Source organism: Neglectibacter timonensis (assembly GCF_900048895.1).
GTDB lineage: Bacteria > Bacillota > Clostridia > Oscillospirales > Acutalibacteraceae > Acutalibacter > Acutalibacter timonensis.
Window position 1 is genome coordinate 367,026 of the sequence record NZ_LT160639.1, and the last position, 22,349, is coordinate 389,374.

Here is a 22,349-nt window from a genome sequence, read left to right on the forward strand (position 1 = left end):
GTCCCAAATTCAGCGGCACCGGGATTCGCTGAACAGGCCTGCGGCGCCTCACTGTTTTTCTTTTTCTGTTGCTTGGAGATTTTTTCCGGAAGCTGTGGCACTTTTTTACCGGATATGCTACAATGGCCGCAGAACAGCTCCGGAACTTCCGGAGGAAACGGAGGAAACGCTATGATACCTAAAATCCTGCTGCAGAAGGCGGAAGAACTGGAAGCTAAAACAGCCCAAAAGCTTCCTTCCCTTGCCCCTCTCGCAAAGCAATGCTTTCTGAACACCATTGAGACCACAGTGACCGAGCTTCCCGATGGAAGCGCCTTTGTCATCACGGGGGATATTCCCGCCATGTGGCTGCGCGACAGCGCGGCGCAGCTGAAACCCTATCTCAAATACGCCGCGGAGGATGAGGATCTGAAGAATATCCTGCGCAGCGTCATCGGCAAGCATGCTTTTTATGTAAACCTAGACCCCTATTCCAACGCCTTCAACAGTGAAGTGCTGAAAAAGGGCTACAGCGAGGATGACCACAGCGATTTCCAAAGCGGGTGGATCTGGGAACGCAAGTATGAAGTGGATTCCCTCTGCGCTCCGCTGTACCTTTCCCACGAATATTACGAGGTCACCAAGGACAGTTCCATCTTTACGGAAGAGTTCCGGCTGATGATTGAAAAAATCGTTCACACCTTCCATACGGAGCAGCGCCATGGGGAAAGATCTTCCTATTGGTTTGTTCGGGAAAATGCCTGGGCTCCCAGCGACACTTTGCCCATGAACGGCAAGGGCCGTCCCGTAAATTACACGGGCATGACCTGGTCCGGATTCCGTCCGTCGGATGATTCCTGCAAATTCGGGTACCTGATCCCCTCCAACATGATGGCGGTTGTGGCCCTGCGCAAAGCTGCCGGACTGTTGGAAGCAGGGTACGAGGACACAGCCCTGAAAGCAGACTGCCTGGCACTGGCCGCTGAAATCGAGGACGGCATCGAGGCCTACGGCATTGTGGATCATCCCAAATACGGAAAAATATACGCCTACGAGACTGACGGCTTCGGCAATTACAACCTGATGGACGACGCCAATTCCCCCAGCCTGCTGGCTATCCCCTATCTGGGCTACCGCAGCGCAGAAGACCCTATCTACCAGAATACCCGCCGGTTCGTACTCTCAGAGGACAACCCCTATTATTACAGTGGAAAAGCAGCCAGAGGCATCGGAAGCCCTCACACACCGCCCCGCTATATCTGGCATATCGGCCTTTCCATGCAGATCCTCACCAGCACCGATCCCCAGGAAAAACAGGAATGCCTGGACACCATAGCCCGCACCCATGCGGGAACCAATTTTATGCATGAGGGGTTTGACGTGGATGACCCCTCCAAATTTACCAGACCCTGGTTTGCCTGGGCCAACACTCTGTTCGCTCAGATGCTGGAAGAAGAGGTAAAATAACGCTTTCGGAGGTGTTTTTCATGAAAGACCGGGTACTGCTGCCGGAAAACGGCTTTTATAAAGCAAACCTGCACAGCCACACTACGGTATCCGACGGAGCTCTGACGCCGGAGGAGGCTAAAAAGGCGTATCAGGCGGAAGGGTATTCCATTGTGGCCTTTACAGACCACCATAAATACGCGTGGCATCGGGAACTCTGCGACGACAGCTTTCTCGCCCTGGCAGGATATGAGGTAGATCTGAACGATTTTATGAAATCCCGGGATGGCTGGCCCAGGCTGAAGACTTACCACATCAACCTGTTTGACACCGATCCAGCAGAGCACGCACAGGAAAAGGCGCAAAGCCCCCTTCCTCCCCGCAGGTACGGCGATATTCACGCTCTCAACGGCTATCTGGAGCAGATGAATCAATTGGGATTTCTGGTCAGCTACAATCACCCCTACTGGTCCTTGCAGGATTATGACGATTATAAGGGGCTGCGCAGCCTGTTTGCCATGGAAATTTATAACCACGGCTGTGAACACGACGGCCTTTACGGCTTTGCTCCCCAGGCCTACGATGAGATGCTGCGCACGGGACAGCGGCTGTTCTGCCTGGCTACAGACGACAATCACAACAGGATGCCCTTCGGCGACCCGCTCTGCGATTCCTTCGGCGGCTTTGTGATGCTCCATGCTTCCAAGCTCGACTATCCCAGTGTGATCAGCGCCCTGGCGGCCGGAGATTTTTACTGGTCCATGGGGCCGGAGCTTCGGGGAGTTTCCCTGGAAAACGGAATTCTCCGGGTAAAAACTTCTCCTGTGGAAAAGATTTTTGTGATGCAGGAAGGCAGGGGCTGCTACAAGCGGCTGGCTCCCAAAGAGGAGAGCCTTACAGAGGCGGAGTTCGCGCTCTCCGGAAAAGAGGGCTGGTTCCGGATTGAGGTCCGCGACAGCCATGGCCTTTATGCCGGTACCAACGCCTATTTCCTGGACGATTTGAATTGATTATCAGAATTTGAAATGCGCCGTAAAACGGAGAAACTCCCGTTTTGGAGCGTTCACTTAGGGATTATTGAAAACAATGATAATTTTTGAGTGACGTCCTCAAGCGGTGCCAACAGAAAGACCACACAACAGGCTACAGAGTCTGTTGTGTGGTCTTTTTCTGCTTTAGGCATCCTCACCGCTGTCCATCAGCGTGGCGAGCATAAGCCTACCGCCGAGCCGAAAAGCATAGGAGAATATCTCCAGTTCGATCAAGCCGTACATTTCATTGACGCAGTCATCGTATTTTTCAAGCGTCTCCTGTTGTTCCGCTGTCATAGAGTCATGTAGACGATCCCGGTTACGTCCCATCAGTTTGATCAGTTCTTTAATTGCCCGGTTGCTTTCCTTACTCTGTTCCTGGGGATTTATATTCCCGTACCAGAACTCTTCCAGTATGTTGCCCATATCGCACCTCCTTGCAGCGAGACACTATGCCATAGACGGTGCGATTAGTCCAGATAACAAACTGTGAACAGAAAGACCGCACAACAAGTTGCGAAATCTGATGTGTGGTCAATTTTTACTTAATTATTTAGTATCGTGTGTATTCCGCCACTCTTTGAGGAGTGCATTAAGAGCAACACCTGTTTTCAGACGCTCCTTATAAACCTCTGTTTTCCTGTCTGAGCCGGTACTGATGTGGTCGAATCGTGTAATCTCGCTGATTTTGTCGCTCAGTAAGTTCTGGTGCCCTTCGATATACACCTCAAAGGCCAGTCTTTCCTCGTCCGAGCGATAGAATAGCACAACATCTTGGAGGTGCATAAAAGCATAACGATGATCACTGTTTTGAGGATCATATAAGAACCTTAAGATTCTATATCGCTTGCTACCACCGACATAATATTTATAAGTGTATTTGTGGTGCAGACCATATTCGTCATGACATACATACCCCCAAGTGGGCGTAGGAATCTGCAATCTACCGCCATCAAGAACGACAATCTGATACGAGTCGAGGATTGTAGTCTGGTACTTGATGTTTAATTCATCATAGGAAGTATTGGAATTCGGCATGGCATAGGCATAGAACTCTGCGTCCAAATCATCGTCATTAGGATGTATTTCTATCGTGTATTCTGGGCGATAAACATTGTAATACCTATTATCGGAAGTAGTCCATTCTGCTTTGTTATGTAGCCGATCATAGATATATTCTAATGGGGGTTTGGTAAGACCCAGTCTTTTTCGCCACAAATTCTCTATATCCGTCACATCAGCATTTCCGTTATCCGGTGTGTTCTTGTCGCCCGTCCGAGTATAAATACACCATGGACGCATCTGCCCATACTGTTTCTTTAAATAAATGGGTGTGTTTTCAACATTGAAGATAGTCAGCACATCCAATTCAACACCATCAAAAACGATGGTCTTTACTTCCACAGTAGGATACACATCCCCTGCAAAAATGAGATTTGATATAGAATCGATAATATCTGCCTGTTTCTTTCTCGGTTTTTGCATACCTTTGATTTCCAGGTTGTCGGCTACACCAAAAATCAAATAACAGTTTTCATCGTGTACAGTGTTGGCAAAGCAAACGATGTCCTTAATCAAATCTGCAATATTCTCATGCCACTCTTGCTTGAAATCCCAGCAGTCACCTTCTTTGCCTTGTTCAAGGAAAAAGCGAATAAGGCTATCCATTGAGTAGTATTGAAATTTGGACACTATCAGTACCTTCTTTGTTCATTATTAAAACGGAAGGGAATCATAATCCTCCTCGTCATCATCTGGATCAGAAAGACCGAGCAGCTGTTTTGCTCGCAGTAACAACTGGTCATATGTAATGATGTGAAGTTGATGATATGCCGAATTCAAAATACGGAGAGCACGCATCTTATCTTCGCCCCAATCGTCAGAGCGTCCATACACCAACATACATTGTGGCTTTACAGTCTTTGTTCCGTCCACACGTTCCATAAATTCTACGGAATTGGATTGAAGTTCAATTCTGTAGAGGTAATTTAAGCACTGGGAAATTGCCGCAGTTAGCTGAGCAGTGGGATAATAATTTCCATGGGAATCTGGCCCTGCCCAAAATTGCAAATCAGGCCGTTTAATTTCTACAACATCAAGAAATCCGTCTATTGAACGCATTAGGTAGTCAGCAATGTCGTTGGTATCAATATCTCTCTCCGGCAAAATGTTGAGGTAATCTGAACCAAGTACCCATTTGTTTTGAGAGAACCAATTCTGCCAAAACGATTCCGTCCTCTCTACATCAATTGCATGTTCAAATTCTTGGACTGCATTATTCCGTTCTGCAGCAGTGATCGCTACGGTAAGGTTTTGCGTCAAAATACCGGATTCGATCAACTTAGATACAACCTCATCATCAGAGATGCCTAAATCACGCACCTTGGTAAATAGCTTGGCTGCATCCTCATCTGCCTCTATGAACTCAGTCATACCGATATTCAGTGGGGTATAGTACTCTTGAATATATTCAATTAGTTTATCGATTTCTTCAGGCTTAAGAGTAATGGCTTTATCTTCCTTGGTTATCCATTGATTCCCAACTTTCTTCTGTCGAGCAATTTTAAGTGATACAATTTGCTCGCCGCTGGATTTATGGCAATTTCTAAAAAATACTGCTTTGCAAGCACTTCTGGGGCCAGATCCTAAAATGCAGGGTTCAACATACTCTTGGCCATCGGCTGTTTTACTTACATTTTTCCACTCTTTTGCCATAAAAAACCTCTCAATACTGAGTTAGAAATTGAACTCTATTCCAGTCAGAACAGCACCGAAATCGTATTGCGGTAACGCTCCGAAATAATCTGTTTCCAAACCGACATCCAAAACATACATAAAATCCGCAAAATCATAAATCACAGGCTCACCGTGATTATCCATGAGATTCTTCCGTATGCTATCGGTTTTAGCGATGAGGCAAGTGTACTGATAATCCTTGTCGATTGCAGATGTGTTTCCGTTAGGATGCGCCTTTTGCAGATGCTGACCACTCGTCAATGCAATCAAATTCTCCAGGTACTCTGCAATCTCCTGATACCGATGTTTCGGGAAAATATGATGCATATGCGTAGCCTTTTCTCCAACAGAAAACCGGTCCAGAATTTCGGATTTTCCATCATTGTATTTGTCATTGAACTGCCGCAAATACTTTATTGCTCTGGATACACGGTACTGGTACTCATCGTCAGTCTGGGCAACGGGAACAAAGTCTCCTCGTGCCACATTTTTATCCTTGCCCGCCGCATCATCACGCCAATTGGTCTGATTATAAATGATCTTATCATATGTAATCATGGATGGAGATATTTTCCCCTTGGCGGTGCCTTTCTTGTGGTATTTACAGGCCAGAGGATTGAGAACCTTGGTGAAAATTCTGCTTGCCTCCACAGCGGTGTTGATGGGGGTGTACTTAATGCAGAAAGCTGCAAAGGTATCCTTGAGGCTCTGAAGAGCATCATTTGTCTGCTCGTCGAAGAATGTCTCAAAACTGTCCCACAGCCCACTATCTTTCAGTGTTTTCTCGATGTAGAGGCACAAAAAGTCAAAAGCATTTCTCTCCCGAAGTGCGATATACTGCAGGATGTCCATATTGGCAACGCTAAATTGAATGGTATTGCGAACAACGCCGTCCTCACGCAATACGCCTGCGGCAGCCAGCATTTTCATTGGTTGCCGGAAGAACTTGTTATATTCATCCAGAGTAGTTCGGCGCAGTGGGTCGGGTTTGCAAAAAATATTTTGAACGTTCGTAATGGCATATTCCGACTTCCAAATATTTGGAGACTGAAACGGCTGACTGCCGCCGCTCTGAATATAGTCCATAATACAGTCAGCAACGAAGCATACGGCATCAAAAGCACATTTCTGGTCAATCCAACGGCCATTGCCTGAAATACGGACATCATAATTTCGTTCTTCTAAAAACCTCGATACAAGATTATTATTCATCTCTTAGCACCCCGTAATAATACACGCTATTATTGTCGACATTAATTGACTGAGTAGACAGATTCCGCGCAATCCCATAAAACCGTCTGTACTCCTCGGACGAAAAGAACGCCTTTTGCTTCGCTGTTAATCGGAGATCTTCCTTTGGAATGAGTACAGCTACAGAGCCATCAGGAATCGTATTTGGCAAATTGTCAATGACCCGCGGATTATAGGTCATGTTCGGAGTTAGGTACACCCGTTCATTGTTTACAAACTGAGATGCCGACACAGTTTCAGCAATCTGCATCGGAAGATATACATCGTAATCCGGTATATGTGTTATGCCCAATCCATCGTCATCAATATTTCTGGCTTTAATGACCCACAGGCAATTGCCATTCGATTTTGCAACGGTATTTGCTTTGGTGATCTGCCTATCTCGGAATACAGTAAATACATCAAATCGGAGTTTTTTTGCGACCTCATCAAATTGTTCATCGCGATAAATCACGAAGGAGGGGTACGCCGGATCGGTAAGATACTCCTGACTACGGGTATGCTGCATATTGTACTTCATACTATAAACAGTCGTGTCCTTTGGCTTTTGCCGAGGATAGATAATCATACACATGGTTTCAATAGAAACCCCGGTAAAGCCATACCGCCCAAAATCAATAATGCTATCAATCTTTACTGTCCGCAAATAATCTCTTGTTTGGGTGTATTCTTCGGATGCAAGGATATTCTTGTTCAAGACCAAAGAAACACAGTCGCTACAACGAATACACTTTTCCAAGAACATTGCTGCTAAGTTGTTCGTTTTCTGATTGACATTTGCTTTCAATGCCTCTGCAATAGCAGGAGTTTTCTTCTTCAGCTTGGAGAAAGGCGGGTTTCCAACAGCCAGGTCATATCTATGCTCTGGTTGCCAGGTGATAAAGTCATGACAGATTTGATTGATAGTGAAATTGGCAGGTACGCCGATTCGGTTCAGCAGGAGAGAAAATGCTTCCAGGCTTGCTGGGTCAATATCGACCACATCAAGGATTACATGGGGAACATTTTCATACTGCTTGAACAGAAATGGAATAAAACTTCCTGCTCCAACAGAAGGCTCCAGGATACGAATTTCTTCCTTATTGAACACAGGAAGTCGTCCCATAATTTCATTTACGATAAACTTATTCGTATAAAATGCCGCATTCTTTTCCCTGTGTGCATTGCAGAGTTCTGTGATCCTCATCAGAGAAGCAATGTCCAAATTGAGCGGATTGTCCCTCAAAAATACAATCAGATTGTCTCTTTCTGCAAGGTTGTTGTCTGCAATGATGCGGTTAATCTCGGCTGCATCGCTCCGTTTCGTTTGCATTGCCGCTTTAATACGGCCAGCAATTTGGCGCATAATCTCTGTAGGAACAGCCTCACCGAGGCATTGACGGATATTTACTTCATGCTCTTTATATACTTTCCGTTTCTCAACATCACTCATTGCATTGAGTTCATCAATTGAATAGTCGACCCACCTAAAAGAATGCGGTATGGTCATCATATCCATAAGTTCCCTGATGCTGAACACACGATCCTGCTCTGGGTGGACGGTATTCTGTGCTGCAAGCTGATCGTTACGAGTATGAACACATTGAACGAATCTGTCCCAAGGTTGCCGCGTGTACTTGTCTCTATTTTTGCGAGCGTTTTCGACCCGCTTACCATCAACTATACGATGTGGCCGTTTTGCAGGATCGGCATTATCAAACGCAGATTCACTCTCTTTCAAATCATGAATCCAGGGGCGCATAGCAGGATCGTATGTTCTGAACGCATGATAAAAGTCACTTTGGCTAATTTCGCCCCACTCCAGTCGGGGGTAATCAAAAATAACCTCTCTCAATGTTTTTTCAGGCCTAAAGCTGGGATATAAATCAAACGGTGTGATATTGTTTCTATATTTTTTACTGACACCAATCATCAGAGTTCTCGTTCTGGAAGAATTAGAACCATAATTCATAAAGTTAAGAATTCTTCCGGAAATGATATATTCGGCACCCAATGCACTTCTGATGTACTCACCAATAGGCATGACCTGCTCATCTGGGGTGATGCACAATGTTTTTTGGAATGCCATTACATTTTCAAAAACAAAGAAACGGGGTTTAATCCGGTTAATAATCTCTACAGATTCAACTACCAAGCTATTTCTGTTGATCTCCCGATCATTCTTTTTATGATTGATGACACTAATGCCCTGGCACGGAGGGGTTGCAATAACCACATCAATGCCATCATTGCCCATCTTTTCCCACTTGTCGATTTCATCATATATCTTCTGCTTAATTGCTGACTGCGTAATATCGCCAGGAATGTAGCCGGAGTTCAGTTTGCATTTTTTATTTACACGTTGCACATCCATGCGTCTCGATAAAAGTTCATTGGTTGCAACACATTCAAATCCTTCCATGTGGAATCCATAGCAACCAACACCTGCCGAACTGAACAGGGAAATGTATGTCATGGTCTTATCCTTTAACAATGCGTTACACCTCCCCCTTGTCATCGTTCATGCATTTGTGTTCCATAATATCCCCAAAGTCACAGTCAAGGACATCACATATTCTACCAAGGATAGCTAAGTTGACCGCTTCATCCCGGCGCATTTTGGTCATAGTATTAGGGGCAATTCCAGCTTCTTTCCGCAATTCGGACTGACTCATTTTTTTATCAATCAGAAGTTTCCATAAACGATTATATGAAACAGACATACTATGCCTCCTGTAAAAGTCGTATATCAATATTATAGCGACAAAATGTGAATTTTTCAAGATGCAATCGCAAATATATGCGATTTCCAAACAGATTTCATATGCTATTTGTCCCTGTGTCAGAAATGACATGGGGATTTTTTGTTTTACCTGGCAAAAAATCCCCGCCGCCGTGACTAAGTAGTGAGAAAAAATACTCTCTCCAACGGGGTTCGATTCGGACGAATTTTTCGCTTATAGGCAGAGGAAAGAAACATTTTTGATTTTCGTTGAAAAAGCGGCGTTCTCATGTCCGGTGGTGAGCGAAGAGAGAAAATTTCTAAGTTCTCTGTTCAAACCGCAATCTCACCTCCAGTGGGTAGTGGGGGTTGACATTTTTCCCATGTAAGCGAAGGCGGCAGAAAATTCATATAAAAATATGATTTTCTTCGTCAAAACGCTTCTCCCATCTCCAAAGAGGAATAGAGGGAAGAAAATTTCCAAAGTTTTCGGCCAAACCGAGATCTGACCTCCAGTGGTTAGTGGAAAGGGATTTTTCCTCAACCATCGTCAAAACGGCTCCTTGCTGACCAAGTGCTAACTGTAAGGGGCAATACACAAAATCGAAAGGAGGCACACACAGTGCAAGTTCAATTAGAAAAAATACCGCAGTATTTAAAGGACAACGGCCAGTTCTGCAACTGGAGATATGAACTGCGGGACGGCAATCAGACCAAGGTGCCGTATATGTCCGGCACAAGACGCAAAGCCAATGTGGATGACCCGACCACATTCACAGCCTTTGAGACTGCGGTATCCGCAACAGGCTATGACGGCATCGGCATCCGTGTCTGCGGCCGGATCGTGGGTATCGACCTGGACCACTGTATCGAGGATGGCAAGCTGCTCCCGTGGGCGCAGGCCATCGTAGACCGCTTCGGTGCGACCTACATCGAAATCAGTCCCTCCGGCGAGGGCATCCGCATTTTCTGTCTGCTGCCGAGCGGCTTTGAATACGATACCCAGACCTATTACATCAAAAAGGGCAACATCGAGGTCTACATTCCTGGTCACACCAACAGATTCCTCACAGTGACCGGGAACACCATCAACGGCGCAGATGTGACGGAAACGGGAGAATCTCTCGTTTGGCTGCTCGACACCTATATGCGCCGCCCCACACCTTCGACTGCCGCCATTGCCATTCCCAACGAAAGCTACCTCAGTGATGATGCTGTGATTGCTAAAGCATCCGCTGCCCAGAACGGTGAAAAGTTCAAGCGGCTCTGGAACGGTGACATCACCGGGTACAAGAGCCAAAGCGAAGCGGATGCTGCATTGGTTTCCATCTTGGCATTCTGGTGCAGCGGTGATAAAGCACAGATGGACAGGCTTTTTCGACAGTCCGGCTTGATGCGTGAAAAGTGGGATTCCCTCCGTGGTGCTGGCACCTACGGCAACATCTCCATCGAAAAGGCAGTCGCTCGAATGACCGACTACTACAAGCCTATCATCCCACGCTCTGCCGCCGAGGATTTCGGAGTGGAACGGCTGAAGGAACTTGATCCTATGGATTCCTCCAAATACCCGTGGAACGACATTGGCGCTGGTCACATCTTCGCTGACTTCTATCAAGACAGACTGCGCTATGTGCCGGAGCGGAAGATGTGGTTTCACTATGAAAATGGTGTATGGCAGCCGGATACCGGCAATCTCCGTGCGATGCTCTACTGCATGGAACTGGCTGACCTCATGTACACCTTCGCCCTTGAGATAAGGGACGAGGATAAGCGTAAATCCTATATGAAATACGCCAGCCGATGGCAGAGCCACTCCAACCGGGTCAATATTCTCAAGGATGCTCAAGTATATCATCCCATTCCATACGGCAGCTTCGATGCGGACATCTACATCTTCAACTGCAAAAACGGCACTCTGCATATCGACACCGGGGAGTTCACCGAACACCGCAGCACCGACCTTCTCACCAAGATCAGTCCCGTGGTGTATGACCCAACAGCCTACTCGGAGCGTTTCGGCACCTACATTGATGAAATCATGAGCGGTGATACCGACAGAGCCAAGTTCCTGCAGAAGATCCTCGGCTATGGTCTTACTGGAGACACCCGGCACGAATGCATGACCATCCTCTACGGCGTGACCACACGCAACGGCAAAGGTACCCTCTGTGAAAGCGTACTGAAGGTGCTTGGTGACTATGGCTGTGCCTCCCGCCCGGAGACTATCGCCATGAAAAGCTACACCAATGGCTCACAGCCCAGCGAGGATGTGGCTCGGCTTGCCGGTGTTCGCTTCGTAAATATCCCGGAGCCAGGAAAAGGAATGGTGCTGGATGCCGCCAAGGTTAAGGCTATGACCGGCAACGATACCCTCAATGCCCGTTTCCTTCACGAGAACAGCTTTGACTTCCAACCGCAGTTCAAGATCTATGTGAACACCAACTTCCTGCCAGTCATCAACGATATGACCTTGTTCTCCAGTGACCGCATCATCATTATCCCGTTTGACCGGCATTTTGATGAGCAGTCCCGTGATACCACACTGAAACGCCGCTTTGCAGAGGAAGGTGTCCAAAGTGCCATCCTCAACTGGCTGTTGGAGGGATACCGCTTGCTCCAGAGCGAGGGAGTATTTCTCCCTAAGTCCGTAAAAGATGCCACCGACCGCTATCAGCATGACAGTGACAAGATGGCACTGTTCTTTGAGGACAACCTGGTAGCAGATGAAACGGCAGAGGAACTGACCTCCACGGTCTATGCCCGGTATAAGGGATGGTGCCAGGAGAACGGATGCTACCCGGAGAGCATGAAGAACTTCAAGCAGGGACTGCAGGCTTTTGCTCAGGTAGTCCGCAAGCGTCCCAAGCACGGCGGCGAAAAAACCACGATGCTCATCGGCTATCGGCTCATTTCCGAGTTCGATGCTCCGCCGCTGACATAATCACACGGCATGGGGCAATGTGGCAGATGATTATAGGTTTTTTCTATAGGAAAACAAATCTTGAAAACAACCATAATTACTTGCCACATTGCCCCGTGCGGAAAGGAGGCGGTGCCTATGATTGCGTAGCATCCTGTGACCCATACACCCAAAATCAACGAAAGGAGCAAAACGCTATGAAACACAGATTCTTTTACGGCTTGAAGCCGGGCATCAACAATCTCAGCACCAAGGACTTCTCCCAGAAGGACTATGAGTGCAGCTTGCTCTTCCAGACCAAGCGTGGCGCACCCGTAGTGGTGGCCCGTCACAAGAGCCTGGATATCTGGAAGGTGCAGAATGGTTTCTCCACCGTGTTCTTCGGAACAAAGGCAGAAGCACTGGCCTACTGCAAAGGTCGGTTCCTCGATGCAGACGGACAGGCGGTGTAAGCCATGACAGACATCAAGTATTACCCACTCATCGACTGCGACACTGAGGGTACGGAGAAAGTGGCAATGATCCCCGCAACCAACGGCAGCACAGTCAAGGCGCAGAGCGGAATGTGGATCGAAGAGATGATACCTCACTACTTCCGGCTCTACACCAAAAGCAGCTGTTCCGCTGACACCTTCTATATCCGCTGCCCTCGATGCGGCTCGGCACTGAAGCGTATCAGCGGGAGCATCAACGAAACCAAGCGCGGCCTGTATGTATGTAGTGCCTGCGCCAAGAAATAAGGAGGAAAATTCTATGTCCAACAAGATCACCAAGCAGTTCCTGCAGGAACACTTCCGCAAGCACGATTCCATCACGCTCTACAAGCCAGATGGCACTCCCGTCACCTTTGTCAAGCACCACAATCTGATCGTGAACGGCGGTCATCACAGCTTTATGTTTAGGACTTACGATGAACTGATGGATTTCTACAAGAAGCACCATCTCTGCTTGAAGCCTGTCATCGCCATTGGCTGATGCCACCCGTGCGTACCTCATGCCCGGAGGGGAGGTCAACATCTCTGTGGCTTTTCCCCTGGACAACGGGCGTGGAGTCTCACGCACAAAATCGCGTATTCAAAGGGGTAATATACCCAATTAAAACATTATGGAGGTTATTTCTATGAACATCACTAAGGACTATTTCGAGAAGCAGCTCAAGAAGCATGACAAGGTCACCGTCTATGCACAGGACAATATCCCGCTGACCATCAGCAAGGCACCCTGCATCCGCCGTGACGGTGCGCGTCTTGAGTTCGACATGGACTGTGCCGATCTTGCCGACTACTGCAATCTGGCCGGTCTGTCCATCAAGCCTAATAACCATTAAGGAGGAAAACGCAATGAAAACTTATACCGAAATGCTGCCCCATATCGAGGGCAACGATTATGAGACCCACTTCTGGAATGCCATCCGTGGCAAGCAGGGTCACAAAGAGCATCTTGTGAAAGGCATCGATACCGCTACCGGCGCATTCACTCTCACCACCAAGGGACAGGAGAAGTACATGGCTGCCATCAAGCAGGAAGGTCTGTTCCGCAGCCTTGCCACCGATATCCAGGTTTATGACCATGTCTACAACATCAAGACCGTAGAGGGTGATGATGTAGCAGTCTGGGTACCGGAGGGCGGCACGATCCCCATCACGGACGGTATGGCTGATTTCAGCGATATTGCTCTGGCAAGCCACAAACTGGCTGTGTTCCTCAAGTTGGAGGATGCCCTCATCCGTGACCCTTACTTCAAGGTAGAGAACTATCTGGTCAAGCGTCTGGCCAAGAACTTCGGCAGAGCCGAGGATAACGGTTTCATCAATGGCACCGGCGAGAATATGCCCACCGGCATTCTGGCAGAGACCGGCGGTGCAGAGGTCGGTGTGACCACTTCTGCGCTGACCTACGATGATGTGGTCAAGCTGTTCTTTTCTGTGAAGCCTGAGTATCGCAAGAACGGCATCTGGATCATGAACGATGAGACCGCGCTGGCTCTGCGTACCCTCAAGGATAACGCCGGACAGCCCATCTGGAATCAGTCCAACGATACCATCCTGGGTCACAAGGTGTGCATCTCCGAGTTCATGCCCATTGCCGAATCCGGCAGCAAGCCTATCGCATTCGGTGACTTCAGCTACTACTGGATCGTGTCCCGCCGCCCGGTCAGTGTCCGTACTCTCACCGAGCAGTTTGCGATGGTGGATTGCGTGGGATATCTGGCATACGAGTTTCTGGACGGGAAACTCGTCCGTCCCGAAGCCATCAAGGTCATGCAGATGACTGCATAATTTCCGGGAGGCTCCTGTGGGCAGCGTCCTGCAGGGGCTATTCCCCCTAAAACTTATGCGAATTTGCACACGCGACCCCATGCCCGTTGTCCGCCTATATAGGCACAGAGATTAGACCCGCCCTACCGGGTCGGAAAGGAGACTGTTATGGATGTGAACACCATTACTGAAAAGAAACCGAGCCGGGTCACAGAAATGCAGGTCGGTGATACCATTTTCACCGTAGTCTCCGTTGAAAGTGATCGAGCCAGAGAACACCTTTATGATAAGGTAAAAAGGATGATACTGAACAATGAAAATACGGAGACGCCACCCACGGCTACGGCTGCATAAGCGCCTGTGCGGCAGGCCATGCCGTTATCATAAAATTCACACCAAAGACTGCAAATAACCCTTGACTTATCCGCAATAGTACGGGAATATAGAGTACCCGCTTGAGGACTGTCGGAAAGGAGCATATCATGAAACAATTAAATAGACAGTCCTCCACTATTGCGACGGATAAGATCACGGCTTTGTACTGCCGTTTGTCCCGTGACGATGAACTTCAAGGCGATAGCAATTCCATTCTGAATCAAAAGGCTATTCTCCAGAAATTCGCTGATGACAATGGCTTCGGGAACACCTCGTTTTTCGTTGACGATGGATTCAGTGGGACGAACTTCGAAAGACCGGATTGGCAGCGCCTTATGGCACTGGTGGACGAGGGCAAGGTCGGCACGGTCATTGTCAAGGACATGAGCAGACTGGGAAGAGACTACCTCAAGGTAGGCTACTACACCGAGGTGGTGCTGCCCGGTGCCGATGTCCGGTTCATTGCCATCAACAACGGCGTAGACAGCGCCAATCAGCAGGACAGCGATTTTACTCCGTTTCTCAACATCATCAACGAATGGTATGCCAAGGACACCAGTAAGAAAATCCGAGCGGTGTTCAAGGCGAAGGGTGAATCCGGCAAGCCGCTGTGTACCAATCCTCCGTATGGCTATCTCAAAGACCCTGACGATAAACATCACTGGATCGTGGATGAGGTCGCAGCCGATGTGGTCAGAGACATCTTCAAAATGTGCGTAGCCGGAAAGGGGCCTTCGCAGATAGCCAAGGCACTGTCACAGCGTCAGATACCCGTTCCCACAGTGCATCTCCACCGCATGGGCATCAACACCCCTGCCAGAGAGCCGGAGGACATTTACGCTTGGCAACAGCGCACAGTAGCAGATATTCTGGTGAAAATGGAATACTTGGGTCACACAGTCAATTTCAAGACCCAGAAGAAATCCTACAAATCAAAGAAAAAGGTCAACAATGACCCGTCCGAATGGGTGATCTTTGAGAACACCCACGAAGCCATTATTGACCAGGAGACCTTTGAAATTGTCCAGAATATTCGCAACGGCAGACGCAGGCTCACGCCGATGGGTGAAATGCCGGTCTTGTCTGGGATGCTGTTCTGTGCAGACTGCGGTGCGAAACTGTACCAAGTCCGAGCCAGAGGGTGGACGCATGAGCAGGAGCATTTCGTCTGCGCCACATACCGCAAGCAGAAAGGAAAATGTACATCCCACCAGATCCACAATGTGCAGGTGGAGCAGATTCTGCTGACGGAGATCAACCGGATGCTCGCCTTTGTGCGTGACCGCGAGGGCGAATTTGTGGAACTGCTTACCAAGAAAAACGAGCGCGACCTCAATCGCCAGTTCCGTGAGTACAGCCGTGAATTGGAACAGGCCACACAGCGCATCACCAAACTGGATGGCATCATCCAAAGGCTCTATGAGGATAACCTCGATGGAAAGATATCCGATGAGCGTTTTGCCAAGATGACCGCCACCTACGAACAGGAGCAGAAAGACCTCCAAGCACGGGTGATCGTCCTGCGTGAGACCCTCTCAAAAGCCAAGGCACAGAGGCTCAACATCGATTCCTTCCTCGCACAGGTCAAGAAGTACACCGAGGTTAAGGAACTGGATGCCGAGATCATCCGAGCATTGGTGGAGCGCATCGATGTGTTCAAGCCGGAGAAGGTGCCGGGTACCAGAACGAAAAAGCAGACCATTCTCATTCATTGGAACTTCATTGGAGCAGTCGAACTGCCCCAGGAACAGAAAAAATCGGCATAGCCGGATTTCTCCAAACTATGCCGATATTTTTCCAAGGAATAAAATCCCTTAGTGAGACCCCCTTTTATGGCGCATTTTTTATTTCCCCCAGGCGTGCCTTCCTTTCGTAACCGGAAACACAGTGGAGAAAACAGCTATCACCGTACTGCCGGAACTGCTTTTCCCAGGTCTTCTTCCTTTCTGAGATCCCGGAAAAAACGAACCAGAAAAGGGATGCAGCACAGAAACGTGCAGAAATCGGCAGCTGTCTGGGTGATTTCCACACCTGTCAGCCCAAAGAGGGCGGGCAGCAGATAGATGAAAGGCAGGAAAAACACGCCCTGGCGGCAGGAAGAGACAAAAGTTGCCTGCCAGGAACGCCCCACCGTCTGGAACGTCATATTGGAGAGTACGGAAACGGGCTGGAACATCAGTGTCAGGCATTGCGCCCGCATGGCAAACGCGCCGATTTCGATCACCGCCTGATCATCCGCACGGAACAGCGCCATCAGCTGTGGCGCCAAAATAAACCCAACCACACCGAGGACCGTCAGGAACGCCGTTCCCACCACCAGCGCATAACGAAAGGCTTGGCGCACCCGGTCAAAACGCTTGGCCCCGTAGTTGAAGCCAACCACCGGCATATAGCCCTGGCCAAATCCGATCATGGCGGAACCGATCAGCATCATAATCCGCCCTACAATGGACATTGCCGCTACAGCGGCGTCGCCGTATACCGCAGCACTGACATTCAGCGCAACAGTGGCAATACTTGCCAGACCCTGCCGGAACAGGGATGGAAGTCCCGTTTTAATGATGGTCCAATAGACGCCGGGCTTCCGGGAGACAGACCGGATACTGATGCGCACGGTACTTTTGCCGCTGAGGAAGAAAAACAGCATGATGCAGAAGCTCAAGCACTGGCTGAACAGTGTGGCGATCGCCGCGCCCGCAATTCCCCAGTCAAGCACGAAGATACACAGGGGATCCAGCGCAATATTCAGCACACCCCCCGTAGCGATACCGATCATAGACAGGGTGGCGCGTCCCTGAGAACGCAGTATATTATTGAGAACAAAAGAAGCGCACATGACCGGCGCGCCGAACAGAATGTACTGGGCATAAGCCTGAGCATAGGGCAGGATCGTTTCCGTAGCGCCCAACAGCCGCATGAGGCCACTGCCCCAGGAGAGCCCCGTCACAGTCAGAAGTAAGCCGAAAAACAGCGCCGTAAAAAAAGCCGTGGATCCCACCCGGTTGGCTTCCCTGTTTTCTTGCTGGCCCAACAGGCGGGAGATGGTGGCGCCGGAGCCCATGCCCAACATAAAGCCCACCGCCTGAATCAGCGCCATCAGGGAAAACACGATTCCCACGGCACCTGCAGCGCTGGTGCCCAGCTGAGAGACAAAAAACGTGTCTGCCATGTTATAGATCGCCGTGGTCAGCATACTTATAATGGTGGGGACCGCCAGCTTTGTCACCAGCCCCGGCACCGGAGTTTCCGTCATTTTGTGAAATTGTTTTTCCTGAGCAGTCATCTCTTCCATTTTTTTAAAGCCCCATTTCCAAAAAGTTGCATATGATACTAAATTATAACACGCTTTGCCAATACTGTCACCCGGAATTTTTCACGCGCAGAGGGGAACACTGAGTAAAGCAGGAAAATGCGGAAGCAGTTGAAGAACAACTTTAAAGCCGGGTGTAAAGGACTGGACGAATCATGAAGGAAAAATGGAAATATGTGGTAACCGGAGCTTTGGGCGGGCTGGCAAACGGTCTGTTTGGCTCCGGAGGCGGCCTCTTTCTGGTGCCGCTGATGACCAGGTGGAGCAAGCTGGAAGAACGCAAGGCCTTTGCCACCTCGGTGGCAATTATCTTATCCCTGTCCATCGTCTCTTCCGTGGTGTACTTTACCAAAGGTGCCCTGGATTTTTCCACTGCATGGCCCTATTTGCTGGGCGGCGGAATCGGCGGAGTAATTTCAGGGCTGGTATTTCAGAAGGTACCTTTGAATTTCCTGCGCCGTATTTTTGGGCTGCTGATTCTCTATGGTGGAATCCGGGCGGTGCTGGCGCTATGATGTGGTTTTTTTCTGTACTGGCAGGACTGCTTACCGGTATCCTCTCCGGATTCGGCATCGGCGGCGGTACGCTGCTCATCCTCTGGCTCACCTTGGTATCCGGTATGGATCAATTTCACGCCGGAGGCATCAATCTGGTCTACTTCGTCTGCTGCGCTCTGCCAGCCCTGATCAGCCACTGGAAAAACGGCCTTCTGGAAAAGAAAGCCGTGCTTTGGTGTACCCTTGCCGGAGTGCCCAGCTGTATTTTGGCCTCTCTGCTGGCCTCCAATCTGGATGTCACCTTACTGCGCAGGATTTTTGGTGTTTTCCTGCTGTTTATCGGCTGCAGGGAGCTGTTTTCCAAGTCGAAGAGGAAAACCGGTTCATAACGAAAGTGTCCGGAGGACAAAAATCCCCCTGCCTCTTGTCCTCCACTCTTTTCCCGAAAGGTGGAATCTGTTACATAATGGGGTTTCTCGAACTATTTTTAATCGCACTGGGCCTTGCAATGGATGCCTTTGCCGTAGCCGTATGCAAAGGCCTGGGTATGCGCAGGGCCACGCCCAGGAAGATGGTATTGGTGGGCCTGTATTTCGGCCTGTTCCAGGCCGGCATGCCTCTGGTGGGATATTTTGTAGGCGTGCAATTCAGCAGCGCCATTCGAAGTGTGGACCATTGGATCGCTTTCGGGCTGTTATCCGTGATCGGCGTCAATATGCTCAAAGAGGCGGTAAAAGGCTGCGCTGGGTGCTCAGAATGTGACGCTGCCGGCACAGGCGCAGATCTTTCGGTCCGAAGCATGACAGCGCTGGCTGTCGCCACCAGTATTGACGCTCTTGCCGTCGGCGTCGGCTTCGCTTTTTTGAATACGCCAATCCTTCCGGCGGCTGCCTGTATTGGCATTGTTGCCTTTTTTCTCTCCATGCTGGGCGTAAAAATCGGGAACCTGTTCGGCGCCAAATTCAAATCCAAAGCTGAAATTGCCGGCGGACTGATCCTGATTTTGATGGGCGTCAAAATCCTGCTGGAGCACTTGGATGTCCTATGAACTCAGCATACTTTCCGAACCCGGTCTAAATCTCTGAAAACAGCTGTGGCTGAAACCAGGCTCTCCCTGTAATCCGCTCTCAAGATACCGGCAGGCTTTTCCCTTCGGAATATCATAATCCATTGCCTGTGTCCCAAAACGCCTCTGGTTTTGGGGCGTACCGTTTTGAATCATTTTTGGGCGCTGATAGACATAAAAAACCGTCTTCACATGCCGCATGTATAAATACTGAAAAAACTGCGCACACTAGCTTCGAATTCCGAAACGGAAAGGAGCAAGTGGTATCATGTCGGTACTGGATAGAATCGCGCTGGCCTTGATCGTGATCGGCGGCATCAACTGGGGTCTGGTTGGTATTTTCCGCTTTGATCTGGTGGCCTGGATCTGCGGCGGACAGGCGTCCGTCGTCGCCCGCATCATCTATACTCTTGTGGGCATTGCCGCACTTTGGTGCATTTCCCTTTTGTTTAAGGGCAACGATGAAATAAAAGAATAATTCCAACTGTAGAAACGAGGCCGGAAAGCGAAAATTTCGCTTTCCGGCCTCGTTCTATCACGTATTTTAATCTTTTACGGTTCAAACCGAATATCAATATCACCAAAGTTTGTGCTGATATCCAACAGGTATTTCCCCTCCAGTTTGGATTGGAGATTGCTGTCGCCGAATTCCTTTTCCACCAGAATCTGATACTCTTCCTCCCTGCCACGGATGGATCCCGTAATACTGCCATTGGAGCTTTCCAGCTCAAACTTTTGCGATCCGGCTTTATCCAGACGGATATCACCAAATTTCGAAACAGCTTTCAGACCTTCCGGCGCATTCACTTCTTTCAGAAAAATCGTTCCGTTGTCCACCTGCACGGAAAGGCTTTGACAGTCAATACCGGAATTGCGGGTTCCCGCGTTTAACTGGCCAAATGCCATGGTGATATCCCCCCTGCGGAAGGAGGACCCTTCCAATGTCACATCGCCGTTGTCATCACGTACCGTCAAGTCACCGCCAATTTCACAGTTTTCCACGCGCACAGCGCCAAAGTTTGCCTGGACGTTCAAATCTTTTTGTACCTTCAGCCCGGAAAGCCTGATATTTCCGTTATCCCCCTGCAGGTTAAGTTCTTTCAAACCTTTCAGATCCTGTACTCGGATGGCTCCAAAGTCGCTTTTCAAATCTAACGAACCGGAGAAACCTTCCGGGAGCTTCAGTACCGCCTCCTTGGAACCGCTGTTACCGATGTTGACCAGCCGATACCATTTCCACCCGCCTGTGCGGTATTCCTCCTGCTCTGTGACGGTGAGCTTTCCCTTCTCCACCTGGTAGCCGAGCAAATTGGAAGCGATGGTCAGTTCGGGTACCCTGCCGTCATATTTTTCCACACGGATATCACAAAAATCCACATCGATCTCCACAGATTCAATCTCATCCCCAGTGAAGGTAAAGCTCTCCACTTTCTCTTCCGGTACGGAGGAATAGACATAGGAATCAAATCTGAAACCCATCGCTGCAAATGCCGCACCGGCCACCAGCAGGCCTGCGCCGCACAATACGCCGCCGATTACGGTCATCCATTTGAGGTAATACTTTTTCCCCTGTTTCATCCCGCAATCCTCCTTTTCCGAAAGCCGGCCGTACAGCCACGCCAAATGGCCTTACTCGCCCGCACAATTCCCTTTGTGGTATATACCAGCGCCACCGTGCACAGAATGCTCAAGCCCAACAGCGCGATACTGGAACCGCATTGAAAAATACCGCCCGCACTATTCTGAATTCCAATTTCAGCAATCAAAAACGGCGTTCCTACAATTCCCAACACAGAGGCTCCCAAAAAGCCCAACGCCAGAGCTCCCAAAATGACGATGGGAAGATACAGAAGGATATAGGCCACCAAAACCAGTAGTACTGCCACAAGAAGCAGACTGCCCCACAGGGGGAAACCCAAAATCAGCAGTACGATAATCCATATCTTCGCGCCCTTGCCGTATTCTTTCTTTGTTTTTTCAGCCTCTTCACTTCCAAAAATGTCCCCGGCGATTGCTTCCGGACTTCCCAGACTTTCCACCACCGCATATTCGTTCTGCCCGTCCTCAATGCGGTCATCAATCAATTCATCATAGTAAGACAGCGTCCGGTAACGTTCTTCCCGGGGAAGCTTTTTCAGCGCTTCCGCCAGCGCGTTGAGAAATTGCTGTTTATTCATACCCCTATACCTCCATCCTTTTCCTTACTGACTGAACCTGCAATAAATTCATACACTTTCTGTACATCCTGCCATTCCACCAGAAATTCCTCAATCCGCAGCTTTCCCTTGTCCGTGATATGATAGTACTTTCGCAGACGGCTGTTGTGTTCGATCGAATAAGTCGTTACGAATTCTCCGGCTTCCAGCCTTTTCAAAATGGGATACAACGTTGATTCGGAAAGTTCCGCGTAGTCTGAGATATCTTTGATAATTTGGTACCCATAGGAATCCTGTTGTTTGAGCACCACCAACACGCAGATTTCAATAAGCCCCTTTTTCAGCTGTGCATCCATTCTCCGCTCTCCTTTCTTCACGTATTGCCCGTTTATGTATTATACTATACATCACATAGTATAATGTGTCAACAAGTATTTCTTTCAAAATTCTTTCTTTCCACTTTCCTTTTCCCAACAGAAGAAAAGGCTACAGAAAAACAGGCAAAAAGGAAGATATCACTAACTGTCCTCAGGCGCAGAAGTTTACGGCAGAATAAAACAAGACCAACCAGAAAGAAAAAAGGGGCCCAACCCGCGAAAACCATGCTGTTGAATGAAAGCTGA

General features: G+C 48.9%; 24 protein-coding genes. 14 read left to right on the forward strand and 10 right to left on the reverse strand.

The window, feature by feature from the left end; genetic code table 11:
* Positions 1-171: 171 nt before the first annotated feature.
* Both BN3911_RS06780 and BN3911_RS06785 read left to right on the forward strand, forming a co-directional pair.
* Positions 172-1,446, forward strand: coding sequence for a glycoside hydrolase family 125 protein (locus BN3911_RS06780; protein ID WP_066864264.1), 1,275 nt, complete (start codon positions 172-174; stop codon positions 1,444-1,446).
* A gap of 20 nt (positions 1,447-1,466) precedes the next feature.
* Positions 1,467-2,435, forward strand: coding sequence for a CehA/McbA family metallohydrolase domain-containing protein (locus tag BN3911_RS06785; protein ID WP_066863145.1), 969 nt, complete (start codon positions 1,467-1,469; stop codon positions 2,433-2,435).
* Between the two features lie 165 nt (positions 2,436-2,600).
* On the opposite strand, the gene BN3911_RS06790 is transcribed toward BN3911_RS06785, so the two are convergent.
* The 6 genes from BN3911_RS06790 to BN3911_RS06815 all read right to left on the reverse strand — a co-directional run bounded on the left by BN3911_RS06790 (position 2,601) and on the right by BN3911_RS06815 (position 9,145).
* On the reverse strand, positions 2,601-2,882 hold the full coding sequence (locus BN3911_RS06790; protein WP_066863147.1) for a DUF6809 family protein: 282 nt from the start codon (positions 2,880-2,882) through the stop codon (positions 2,601-2,603).
* Positions 2,883-3,005: 123 nt separating this feature from the next.
* Positions 3,006-4,148 (reverse strand): AlbA family DNA-binding domain-containing protein, encoded by a 1,143-nt coding sequence (locus BN3911_RS06795; protein ID WP_187127699.1) that lies wholly within the window; start codon positions 4,146-4,148, stop codon positions 3,006-3,008.
* Between the two features lie 24 nt (positions 4,149-4,172).
* The gene (locus tag BN3911_RS06800; protein ID WP_082942148.1) at positions 4,173-5,171 is read right to left on the reverse strand and encodes a Shedu immune nuclease family protein; all 999 of its coding nucleotides are present in this window, start codon (positions 5,169-5,171) and stop codon (positions 4,173-4,175) included.
* 21 nt (positions 5,172-5,192) lie between these two features.
* Positions 5,193-6,404 carry a restriction endonuclease gene (locus BN3911_RS06805; protein WP_066863152.1) on the reverse strand — a complete coding sequence of 404 codons (1,212 nt, stop codon included), beginning with the start codon at positions 6,402-6,404 and terminating at the stop codon, positions 5,193-5,195.
* Complete coding sequence (locus tag BN3911_RS06810) at positions 6,397-8,916, reverse strand: DNA cytosine methyltransferase (protein WP_066863155.1); 2,520 nt, start codon at positions 8,914-8,916, stop codon at positions 6,397-6,399. Before BN3911_RS06810 ends, BN3911_RS06805 begins: the two co-directional genes overlap by 8 nt.
* A gap of 4 nt (positions 8,917-8,920) precedes the next feature.
* Positions 8,921-9,145, reverse strand: a complete 225-nt coding sequence (locus tag BN3911_RS06815) for a helix-turn-helix domain-containing protein (protein WP_066863157.1) — start codon at positions 9,143-9,145, stop codon at positions 8,921-8,923.
* A gap of 621 nt (positions 9,146-9,766) precedes the next feature.
* Here BN3911_RS06815 and BN3911_RS06820 point away from each other — a divergent pair.
* The 8 genes from BN3911_RS06820 (at position 9,767) to BN3911_RS06855 (ending at position 16,463) form a co-directional block, all read left to right on the forward strand.
* Positions 9,767-12,085, forward strand: a complete 2,319-nt coding sequence (locus BN3911_RS06820) for a phage/plasmid primase, P4 family (protein ID WP_187127700.1) — start codon at positions 9,767-9,769, stop codon at positions 12,083-12,085.
* A gap of 176 nt (positions 12,086-12,261) precedes the next feature.
* On the forward strand, positions 12,262-12,516 hold the full coding sequence (locus BN3911_RS06825) for a hypothetical protein (protein ID WP_066863161.1): 255 nt from the start codon (positions 12,262-12,264) through the stop codon (positions 12,514-12,516).
* Positions 12,517-12,519: 3 nt separating this feature from the next.
* Positions 12,520-12,804 (forward strand): PaaD family protein, encoded by a 285-nt coding sequence (locus tag BN3911_RS06830; RefSeq protein WP_066863164.1) that lies wholly within the window; start codon positions 12,520-12,522, stop codon positions 12,802-12,804.
* Positions 12,805-12,817: 13 nt separating this feature from the next.
* Positions 12,818-13,039, forward strand: coding sequence for a hypothetical protein (locus tag BN3911_RS06835; RefSeq protein WP_066863168.1), 222 nt, complete (start codon positions 12,818-12,820; stop codon positions 13,037-13,039).
* A 145-nt stretch (positions 13,040-13,184) separates the two neighbouring features.
* Complete coding sequence (locus tag BN3911_RS06840) at positions 13,185-13,391, forward strand: hypothetical protein (protein ID WP_147578542.1); 207 nt, start codon at positions 13,185-13,187, stop codon at positions 13,389-13,391.
* Between the two features lie 13 nt (positions 13,392-13,404).
* On the forward strand, positions 13,405-14,343 hold the full coding sequence (locus BN3911_RS06845) for a phage major capsid protein (protein WP_082942149.1): 939 nt from the start codon (positions 13,405-13,407) through the stop codon (positions 14,341-14,343).
* 147 nt (positions 14,344-14,490) lie between these two features.
* Positions 14,491-14,676, forward strand: coding sequence for a hypothetical protein (locus BN3911_RS06850; RefSeq protein ID WP_066863174.1), 186 nt, complete (start codon positions 14,491-14,493; stop codon positions 14,674-14,676).
* Between the two features lie 128 nt (positions 14,677-14,804).
* Positions 14,805-16,463, forward strand: a complete 1,659-nt coding sequence (locus BN3911_RS06855) for a recombinase family protein (RefSeq protein ID WP_066863178.1) — start codon at positions 14,805-14,807, stop codon at positions 16,461-16,463.
* 137 nt (positions 16,464-16,600) lie between these two features.
* On the opposite strand, the gene BN3911_RS06860 is transcribed toward BN3911_RS06855, so the two are convergent.
* On the reverse strand, positions 16,601-17,989 hold the full coding sequence (locus tag BN3911_RS06860) for an MATE family efflux transporter (RefSeq protein ID WP_066863181.1): 1,389 nt from the start codon (positions 17,987-17,989) through the stop codon (positions 16,601-16,603).
* 173 nt (positions 17,990-18,162) lie between these two features.
* On the opposite strand from BN3911_RS06860, the gene BN3911_RS06865 reads away from it, so the two are divergent.
* The 4 genes from BN3911_RS06865 to BN3911_RS06880 all read left to right on the forward strand — a co-directional run bounded on the left by BN3911_RS06865 (position 18,163) and on the right by BN3911_RS06880 (position 20,048).
* Positions 18,163-18,522 carry a TSUP family transporter gene (locus tag BN3911_RS06865; RefSeq protein WP_066863184.1) on the forward strand — a complete coding sequence of 120 codons (360 nt, stop codon included), beginning with the start codon at positions 18,163-18,165 and terminating at the stop codon, positions 18,520-18,522.
* On the forward strand, positions 18,519-18,893 hold the full coding sequence (locus BN3911_RS06870) for a sulfite exporter TauE/SafE family protein (RefSeq protein ID WP_066863186.1): 375 nt from the start codon (positions 18,519-18,521) through the stop codon (positions 18,891-18,893). Before BN3911_RS06865 ends, BN3911_RS06870 begins: the two co-directional genes overlap by 4 nt.
* A 77-nt stretch (positions 18,894-18,970) precedes the next feature.
* Positions 18,971-19,552 carry a manganese efflux pump MntP gene (locus tag BN3911_RS06875; RefSeq protein WP_066863189.1) on the forward strand — a complete coding sequence of 194 codons (582 nt, stop codon included), beginning with the start codon at positions 18,971-18,973 and terminating at the stop codon, positions 19,550-19,552.
* 286 nt (positions 19,553-19,838) lie between these two features.
* Complete coding sequence (locus BN3911_RS06880) at positions 19,839-20,048, forward strand: DUF378 domain-containing protein (protein ID WP_066863192.1); 210 nt, start codon at positions 19,839-19,841, stop codon at positions 20,046-20,048.
* A gap of 74 nt (positions 20,049-20,122) precedes the next feature.
* Here the strand turns inward: BN3911_RS06880 and BN3911_RS06885 are convergent, their stop codons facing one another.
* The 3 genes from BN3911_RS06885 to BN3911_RS06895 are packed head-to-tail and all read right to left on the reverse strand — an operon-like array spanning position 20,123 to position 22,082.
* Complete coding sequence (locus BN3911_RS06885) at positions 20,123-21,148, reverse strand: DUF4097 family beta strand repeat-containing protein (protein WP_066863194.1); 1,026 nt, start codon at positions 21,146-21,148, stop codon at positions 20,123-20,125.
* Entirely contained in the window at positions 21,145-21,747 is a 603-nt protein-coding gene (locus BN3911_RS06890) for a DUF1700 domain-containing protein (RefSeq protein ID WP_066863197.1), read from the reverse strand. The genes BN3911_RS06885 and BN3911_RS06890 overlap by 4 nt, the downstream gene beginning before the upstream one ends.
* The gene (locus BN3911_RS06895; protein WP_066863200.1) at positions 21,744-22,082 is read right to left on the reverse strand and encodes a PadR family transcriptional regulator; all 339 of its coding nucleotides are present in this window, start codon (positions 22,080-22,082) and stop codon (positions 21,744-21,746) included. The genes BN3911_RS06890 and BN3911_RS06895 overlap by 4 nt, the downstream gene beginning before the upstream one ends.
* Positions 22,083-22,349: the final 267 nt, after the last annotated feature.

Excerpts from the sequence above, each read along its gene's own strand:
- BN3911_RS06780 (WP_066864264.1), top strand. The coding sequence starts at position 172 with ATGATACCTAAAATCCTGCTGCAGAAGGCGGAAGAACTGGAAGCTAAA.
- BN3911_RS06785 (WP_066863145.1), top strand. The coding sequence starts at position 1,467 with ATGAAAGACCGGGTACTGCTGCCGGAAAACGGCTTTTATAAAGCAAAC.
- BN3911_RS06790 (WP_066863147.1), bottom strand. The coding sequence starts at position 2,882 with ATGGGCAACATACTGGAAGAGTTCTGGTACGGGAATATAAATCCCCAG.
- BN3911_RS06800 (WP_082942148.1), bottom strand. The coding sequence starts at position 5,171 with ATGGCAAAAGAGTGGAAAAATGTAAGTAAAACAGCCGATGGCCAAGAG.
- BN3911_RS06805 (WP_066863152.1), bottom strand. The coding sequence starts at position 6,404 with ATGAATAATAATCTTGTATCGAGGTTTTTAGAAGAACGAAATTATGAT.
- BN3911_RS06815 (WP_066863157.1), bottom strand. The coding sequence starts at position 9,145 with ATGTCTGTTTCATATAATCGTTTATGGAAACTTCTGATTGATAAAAAA.
- BN3911_RS06825 (WP_066863161.1), top strand. The coding sequence starts at position 12,262 with ATGAAACACAGATTCTTTTACGGCTTGAAGCCGGGCATCAACAATCTC.
- BN3911_RS06830 (WP_066863164.1), top strand. The coding sequence starts at position 12,520 with ATGACAGACATCAAGTATTACCCACTCATCGACTGCGACACTGAGGGT.
- BN3911_RS06835 (WP_066863168.1), top strand. The coding sequence starts at position 12,818 with ATGTCCAACAAGATCACCAAGCAGTTCCTGCAGGAACACTTCCGCAAG.
- BN3911_RS06840 (WP_147578542.1), top strand. The coding sequence starts at position 13,185 with ATGAACATCACTAAGGACTATTTCGAGAAGCAGCTCAAGAAGCATGAC.
- BN3911_RS06845 (WP_082942149.1), top strand. The coding sequence starts at position 13,405 with ATGAAAACTTATACCGAAATGCTGCCCCATATCGAGGGCAACGATTAT.
- BN3911_RS06850 (WP_066863174.1), top strand. The coding sequence starts at position 14,491 with ATGGATGTGAACACCATTACTGAAAAGAAACCGAGCCGGGTCACAGAA.
- BN3911_RS06855 (WP_066863178.1), top strand. The coding sequence starts at position 14,805 with ATGAAACAATTAAATAGACAGTCCTCCACTATTGCGACGGATAAGATC.
- BN3911_RS06860 (WP_066863181.1), bottom strand. The coding sequence starts at position 17,989 with ATGGAAGAGATGACTGCTCAGGAAAAACAATTTCACAAAATGACGGAA.
- BN3911_RS06865 (WP_066863184.1), top strand. The coding sequence starts at position 18,163 with ATGAAGGAAAAATGGAAATATGTGGTAACCGGAGCTTTGGGCGGGCTG.
- BN3911_RS06870 (WP_066863186.1), top strand. The coding sequence starts at position 18,519 with ATGATGTGGTTTTTTTCTGTACTGGCAGGACTGCTTACCGGTATCCTC.
- BN3911_RS06875 (WP_066863189.1), top strand. The coding sequence starts at position 18,971 with ATGGGGTTTCTCGAACTATTTTTAATCGCACTGGGCCTTGCAATGGAT.
- BN3911_RS06880 (WP_066863192.1), top strand. The coding sequence starts at position 19,839 with ATGTCGGTACTGGATAGAATCGCGCTGGCCTTGATCGTGATCGGCGGC.
- BN3911_RS06885 (WP_066863194.1), bottom strand. The coding sequence starts at position 21,148 with ATGAAACAGGGGAAAAAGTATTACCTCAAATGGATGACCGTAATCGGC.
- BN3911_RS06890 (WP_066863197.1), bottom strand. The coding sequence starts at position 21,747 with ATGAATAAACAGCAATTTCTCAACGCGCTGGCGGAAGCGCTGAAAAAG.
- BN3911_RS06895 (WP_066863200.1), bottom strand. The coding sequence starts at position 22,082 with ATGGATGCACAGCTGAAAAAGGGGCTTATTGAAATCTGCGTGTTGGTG.